Source organism: Collinsella sp. HCP3S3_E11 (assembly GCF_052067375.1).
GTDB lineage: Bacteria > Actinomycetota > Coriobacteriia > Coriobacteriales > Coriobacteriaceae > Collinsella.
On the sequence record NZ_JBQHQI010000009.1, the window covers coordinates 72,789 to 78,891 of the forward strand.

General features: G+C 61.1%; 6 protein-coding genes and 2 tRNA genes. All 8 read right to left on the reverse strand.

The window, feature by feature from the left end:
• Positions 1-34: 34 nt before the first annotated feature.
• On the reverse strand, positions 35-532 hold the full coding sequence (gene coaD / locus ACTM86_RS06615; protein ID WP_154515440.1) for a pantetheine-phosphate adenylyltransferase: 498 nt from the start codon (positions 530-532) through the stop codon (positions 35-37).
• Positions 525-1,169 carry a 16S rRNA (guanine(966)-N(2))-methyltransferase RsmD gene (rsmD, locus tag ACTM86_RS06620; RefSeq protein WP_441016342.1) on the reverse strand — a complete coding sequence of 215 codons (645 nt, stop codon included), beginning with the start codon at positions 1,167-1,169 and terminating at the stop codon, positions 525-527. Before rsmD ends, coaD begins: the two co-directional genes overlap by 8 nt.
• The gene (gene recG / locus ACTM86_RS06625; protein WP_441016345.1) at positions 1,166-3,343 is read right to left on the reverse strand and encodes an ATP-dependent DNA helicase RecG; all 2,178 of its coding nucleotides are present in this window, start codon (positions 3,341-3,343) and stop codon (positions 1,166-1,168) included. The genes rsmD and recG overlap by 4 nt, the downstream gene beginning before the upstream one ends.
• 10 nt (positions 3,344-3,353) lie before the next feature.
• Positions 3,354-5,015: a DAK2 domain-containing protein gene (locus ACTM86_RS06630; RefSeq protein ID WP_427728121.1), complete on the reverse strand. Its 1,662-nt coding sequence runs from the start codon at positions 5,013-5,015 to the stop codon at positions 3,354-3,356.
• 27 nt (positions 5,016-5,042) lie between these two features.
• Positions 5,043-5,432 carry an Asp23/Gls24 family envelope stress response protein gene (locus tag ACTM86_RS06635; protein WP_187361832.1) on the reverse strand — a complete coding sequence of 130 codons (390 nt, stop codon included), beginning with the start codon at positions 5,430-5,432 and terminating at the stop codon, positions 5,043-5,045.
• 161 nt (positions 5,433-5,593) lie between these two features.
• Positions 5,594-5,668 (reverse strand) — tRNA-Asn (locus ACTM86_RS06640).
• Between the two features lie 33 nt (positions 5,669-5,701).
• Positions 5,702-5,776, reverse strand: a tRNA-Asn gene (locus tag ACTM86_RS06645).
• Between the two features lie 255 nt (positions 5,777-6,031).
• Positions 6,032-6,103, reverse strand: a 72-nt coding sequence (locus tag ACTM86_RS06650; protein ID WP_441015707.1) for an IS3 family transposase, incomplete at its 5' end; no start/stop codon positions are given.

The window sequence follows — 6,103 nt, forward strand, 5'->3', positions numbered from 1 at the left end:
TAGTTTACCACATGCCATCAGGCAATATGAAACGTCACGAAAAGCGATGTTTAAGCGCTTCGACCACATTGGGCGGCACAAACGTCGACACATCGCTTCCGAGCGATGCGATCTGACGAACCACCGAGCTCGAGATATAGCCGTACTGCGGCGCACTCATGACAAAAATGGACTCAAGCTCGTTGTCCAGGCGATAGTTGAGGTCCGCCTGCTGCAGCTCGTACTCAAAGTCGGTCATGGCGCGCAGGCCCTTGACCACAGCACCCGCACCCTGCTCACGGGCAAAATCGACCAACAGGCCGGTAAAGGGCAGTACCTCGACACCGTCAATATCGCCCAGGGCCTCGCGGGCCAACGCCACGCGCTCATCGAGCATAAAGGTGGTGCCCACGCCGTTTTTGCCCTGCGACTCCGCCACGGCGACAATCACGCTGGGAAAAATGCGGCGGGCGCGGCGGATTACATCGATGTGACCAAACGTGATGGGGTCAAACGTACCCGGAACGATCACGCGGTTGATAGTGTCATTCATGGGTATCCTCCAAAGGCACGTCCTCGTCAATATCGCTGTCATTAGCATGGTCGCACTCGTCCGCGGCCACCCAGCGCAGCAAGTCAACCGAGGTAATGCCGTAGCGTTTCTCTCGCACGGTCTCAAAACCAGCCGGATGAGCGCCCGCATCGCTTGCGGCATGCTCAAACAGGGCAAAGGCCCCTGGTGCCAGCAAGCCCTGCTGGGCAAGATTGCGCAGCAGCTTCTCGACCGGCTCGGCGCCAAAGGCATAGGGTGGATCGAGCAGGACCAGATCAAAGGGGCCGCCCGGAACACGGCCGCGCGAGGCGCTCGCCAACACATCGCCGGTAACGACGCGCCAACGCGAGCGGTCGCGACACAGCGACTCGATATTCTTAGTGATCAGTCGGGCGGCATTGCGATCGATCTCGAACGTGATGAGCGAGCGAGCGCCGCGCGAGAGCATCTCGATTCCCAGGGCACCGGAGCCGCCAAAGGCATCCAGCACGCGGACCTCGTCCAGATCGAAATCGAATGCCGACATGACCATGGACGCACATGCCTCGCGCACGCGGTCGGTCGTGGGACGGGTGACATCGCGCCCACGCGGCTCTTCGATCTTGCGGCCGCGCCATTCACCGCCGATGATTCTCATCCTCCGCTGACCTCCTTGAAGATATGTCGATAACGCGTGGCGACCGCATCGCGCAAGGGACGCGTCGCCACGGAGTCAAGGTTGCAAGCATACCGCAAGAGCTCGATCGCGTCCAAATGGGCCCATTCGATAAGATCCTCGTCGGCGTCCAGGTCCACAAAACGCAGGGTCACACCGCCATGTTGGCGATAACCCAAGATTTCGCCCTCGTGGCGCAAACGCAGGTCCATCTGCGCAAGTGCAAAACCGTCAGAGGTCTTTTCGAGCGCCCGCAGGCGGTCTTGCGCAGCAGACACACCGCCATTGCCCTTGGAATGCGTCATGACCAGGCACGTGCCCGACACGCTGCCGCGGCCCACGCGGCCTCTAAGCTGATGTAGGGCCGCCAAGCCAAAGCGCTCGCCGTTTTCGATAACCATGACGGTGGCGTTGGGCACGTCGACGCCCACCTCGACCACCGTAGTCGAGACGAGCACGTCGATCTCGCCGCGCTTAAAGGCGTCGATCACGCGGTCCTTCTCCCCCGCCGGCATGCGGCCGTGAAGACGCTCGACGGAAAGCCCCGGCAATGCCAGACGCAGGCGGTCGAGCTCGGTCGCGGTGTCGTGCAACGGCACGGGCACCGTCACGCGACCTTCATCGTCGCGAGCAATGCCGGGAACGTCTTCCAAATCGTCCGCGGAGTCACTCGGCTCCACAAGCGGGCAGATAACGTAAGCCTGCTGTCCTTGGGCATGCGCCTCGCGAATGGCACCGTAGGCCAGGTCGCGGCTCGACTCGGTGAGCACGCGCGTCGAGACGCCGGCCCCGGGGACGGGGCGATGACAAATGATGGACGTGTCCAGGTCGCCATAGACCGAGAGCGCCAGTGTGCGCGGAATAGGCGTGGCCGTCATAACGAGCAAGTCCGCACCTGGGCCTTTGGCACGCAGGGCATTGCGCTGCCCCACGCCAAACCGATGCTGCTCGTCGATAACGACGAGTGAAAGATGTTTAAACGTTACGTTATCCGAAAGGACCGCATGGGTACCAAAGAGCACATCGAGCTCACCAGACTGCAGCTGTGCATGGATGCGCTCGCGCTCGGCGGCCGGGGTAGCACCCGTCAGGAGCGCCCAGGACATACCGGCCTGCGAGAGCAAAGGGCCGGTCTTATCGGCATATTGACGCGCCAGCACGCCCGTGGGTGCCATGACGCAGGACTGGGTACCCGAATCGGCCGCGACTGCCAGCGCGCAGGCGGCGACGGCGGTCTTGCCAGTACCGACATCGCCCAGCAGCAAGCGGTTCATCACGTGGTCGCCATCGCACATGTCATGCAGGATGTCTTGGAACGCGGCCTCCTGCTCGTCGCTCAGCGAAAACGGCAGGGCCCGCCTAAGCGCCGTCAAATGACCACCCGCGGTATGGGTGTAGGGAACCACCTCGACCATACCGCCGTCGTTGCGCAGACGAAGCGCCAGCTGAAGATAGAGGCATTCCTCATAGGCAAGCCGTGCGCGCGCGATATCGCGCTCGGCCATACTTGAGGGAAAGTGAATCGAACGCAGCGCACGGGCGCTGCTCATAAGGCGTCGCTTGGCGCGCAGGGGCGCGGGAATCGGGTCGAAAGGATTGCCGACAATCTCGAGCGCGCCGCTCACGATACGGCGCATCCAAGCCTGGCTCACACCGTCGCTCACATAGTGAACCGGCAGGATGGTGCCCGCGGCACGCCCGTCCTCGAGCTTTTCGAAATGCGGCGAGGCCATCTGCTTAAAGCCGTAGGCAAATTCGACCTTACCCATCACGGCCAGGCGGTCGCCCTGCTTGAGCTGCTGGGCAATCCAGGGCTGGCGGAAAAAAGCGACTTGCAGCACGCCCGTCTCGTCCACAAGCGAGACCTCGGTAACCTGCATACGCGGGCGGGGCTGCTTTTGAACGATACGATCGACCGTGGCGACGATCGTGCACACCGTACCGATAGGCGCCATCTCGATGGACCAGGAGCGCGTAAAGTCCAGATATCGATGAGGGATATGGAGAAGGAGGTCCCCCACCGTCCTAATTCCCAGACGGCGAAGGGCCTCCTCACGTTTACCCGAAACATATTTGAGTCGCGCGATATCCTCGTCGAGCGCATTGCTCTGGGCAAAGCGCTCCGAGACGCGCGGCACGGAGCACAGCTCGGACATGGGCAGATGCCTACTCGATCGAGAAGATCACGGGATAGAGCGGCTGCTCGCCACGATGGGCGTCAATCTCCAGGTCGGGCTGAGCCTCCTCGATGGCGTCGACGATCTCCTGGAAGGCCTCATCGGACAGCTCCTCGCCGGCCAGAATCGTCAGCGCGTCGCCCTCCTCTTCCTCCTGCATGCGGTTGATGCAGTCGAGCGTGACCTGCTTCACATCGGAGCCGACCACGTCGATGGAGCCGGCAATGATACCCATGACGTCACCGGAGTGAATCGGCGAGCCGTCAGAGGCGCTGGAATCGCGCACGGCACGGGTGACCTCGCCATCGCGAACCTCGCTGATGGCATCGACCATGGCGGCAACGGCGTCCTCGAGCTCGGAATCGGGCAGCACCGCGAACAGAGCGGAGAACGCCTGCGGAACGGTCTTGGTGGGAACCACGGCGACCTTTTTGTCGGTGCAGGCAGAAGCGGCAGCCTCGGCAGCCATACGGATATTGCCGTTATTGGGCAGGATGATGACCGAAGTCGCGTTGACCTGGTCCACCGCGCCCAGCAGGTCGGCGGTGGAGGGGTTCATGGTCTGGCCACCCGAAACGACCACGTCAACGCCGAGGGACTTGAGGATGTCGGCCTCACCGGAACCGGCGGCAACGGCGACAAAACCCAGGGCCTTGGCGGGCTCGGCGGCCTTTTGCTGGTCCTCGTGGATCTTAGCGGTACGGTCGTGGGCCTCCATCTCCATGTTGTGGATAAAGACCTCGTAGATCTGGCCAAGCTGCAGCATGTGCTCGAGCACCAGGTTGGGGGTGTTGGAGTGCACGTGGATCTTGTAGTCGGGGTAGGCGCCCACGAGCAGCTCGCAGTCGCCCATGGAACCCAGGAACTTAAGGCACTCGTCCTCGTCAAACGGGGCGTCGGCCTTAAAGAGGAACTCGTTGCAGTAGCGGAACTCCGAGCCCTCCCAGTCGTCGTTGGCCTCGATCTCGACGCGACCGAGGGCCGCATCGCGGGCAGAGCCAGCGGAATCAAACGTGGTGGAGAAATCCTCGACAACGGTGCTGCGGCCCAGAGCAGCGGCAACGAAGTTTTCCAGGAAGATGGCGAAGCCAAAGGCGCCGGAGTCGACCACGCCGTTCTCCTTCAGAACGGGCAGCAGGTCGGGCGTGCGGGCCACAGACTGGTAGGCCTCGACGACGATGGCGTCGAGCGCGTCCTCGGCCGAGAACTTCTTCTTCTCGCACTCGTCGGCCTTGGTCGAGACGTCGCGCAGGACCGTAAGAATCGTGCCCTCGATGGGCTTGCGGACGGCCTGGAAGGCGACCTTGACGGCGCGACGGAAAGCATGCGCGATGTCGGCAGACGTGATGGGCTCATCGGCAGAGACGAGGCCCTCGGCCACGCCGCGCAGGATCTGCGAGGTGATAACGCCGGAGTTGCCGCGGGCGCCCATGAGGGAGCCGTGGGTGATGGCGCCGGCGATGGCCTCCATATCGGCATCGGCGGGAAGGGCGGAAAGCTCCTTGGTCACCGAGGCGAGCGTGAGCGACATGTTGGTGCCGGTGTCGCCGTCGGGCACGGGAAAGACGTTGAGTTTATTGATCTCCTCGGCCTTGTCGGAAACGGCAGCCGCAGCGATCGGAAAACAGGTGCGAATGGTCTTTACAATCATGAGTATTTGAATCTCCGTTTTCGGATGCTAGTTCAGACGGCTCTTGAGCGCGTCGATGTGAATGCCGATCTTAAGGCTGGCGGGATCGATCTGGGCGATCTCCTGCAGGGTGAAAGCAACGGAGCTCGAAAGATTGTGGCAGACGGACTTCATGTTGACGCCGTTCTCGAGCACGACGTGAAGATCGACCGTAAGGCCGTTCTCGTCGGCGGAGACAAGCACGCCCTTGCGGAGGCGCTGACCGGCAAGCAGGCGCACACTCTCGGCGCCCTGGAGCTGCTCGGCCATACCGACGACGCCATAGCACGTCATCGCGGCATAACCGGCAATATCGGCAATAACGTCGTTCGAGACGCTCAGGCTGCCGTTAATGGTCTCAGACACAAGAATCTCCTTATCTGGTGCTCGCGGCACCATGTCGTGGGAGCAATCATTGCAATATTCTACAACGACCGCGGCATGTTGAGGTGGTGGGTCGTGGGATTACATCCTCGACACGAAATGTTGATATGGCAACGTTTGCGTTAAGCAATCGCGGCATGAAAAAACCCGCCGCAAAAGCGACGGGTTTTACAATCTGGCTCCCCGGGTAGGACTCGAACCTACAACAGCGCGGTTAACAGCCGCGTGCTCTACCATTGAGCTACCGAGGAATTTAAAGCCCAGCAGATTGGGCTGAGAAATTCTGGCTCCCCGGGTAGGACTCGAACCTACAACAGCGCGGTTAACAGCCGCGTGCTCTACCATTGAGCTACCGAGGAATAGGTGCATGCTCTCAAGCAACGAAGTTTATTATACGGACGAATCAGCTCAGGGCAAGAACTTTTTTAAGAAATTTTCCGACCCAGTCGTTGGGGACGTTCTTAAACGACTAGTCATTCAAGAACGTCCCCAACGACTAATCAACCAGACGCCCAGGGTAGTCTTTTTGGGACGGGGCTTTTTTAGCTACCCAATCTGGGGCTTTTTTAGTCTTTTTGAACTGCACCCCAAAACCTGGACGGCTTAAATAAGAACTACGCCGCAAGGGACTGTCTCCGGAACTCCTCCGGGGTCAGTCCCTTCAGTTTAACCTGGCGCCTCCTCGT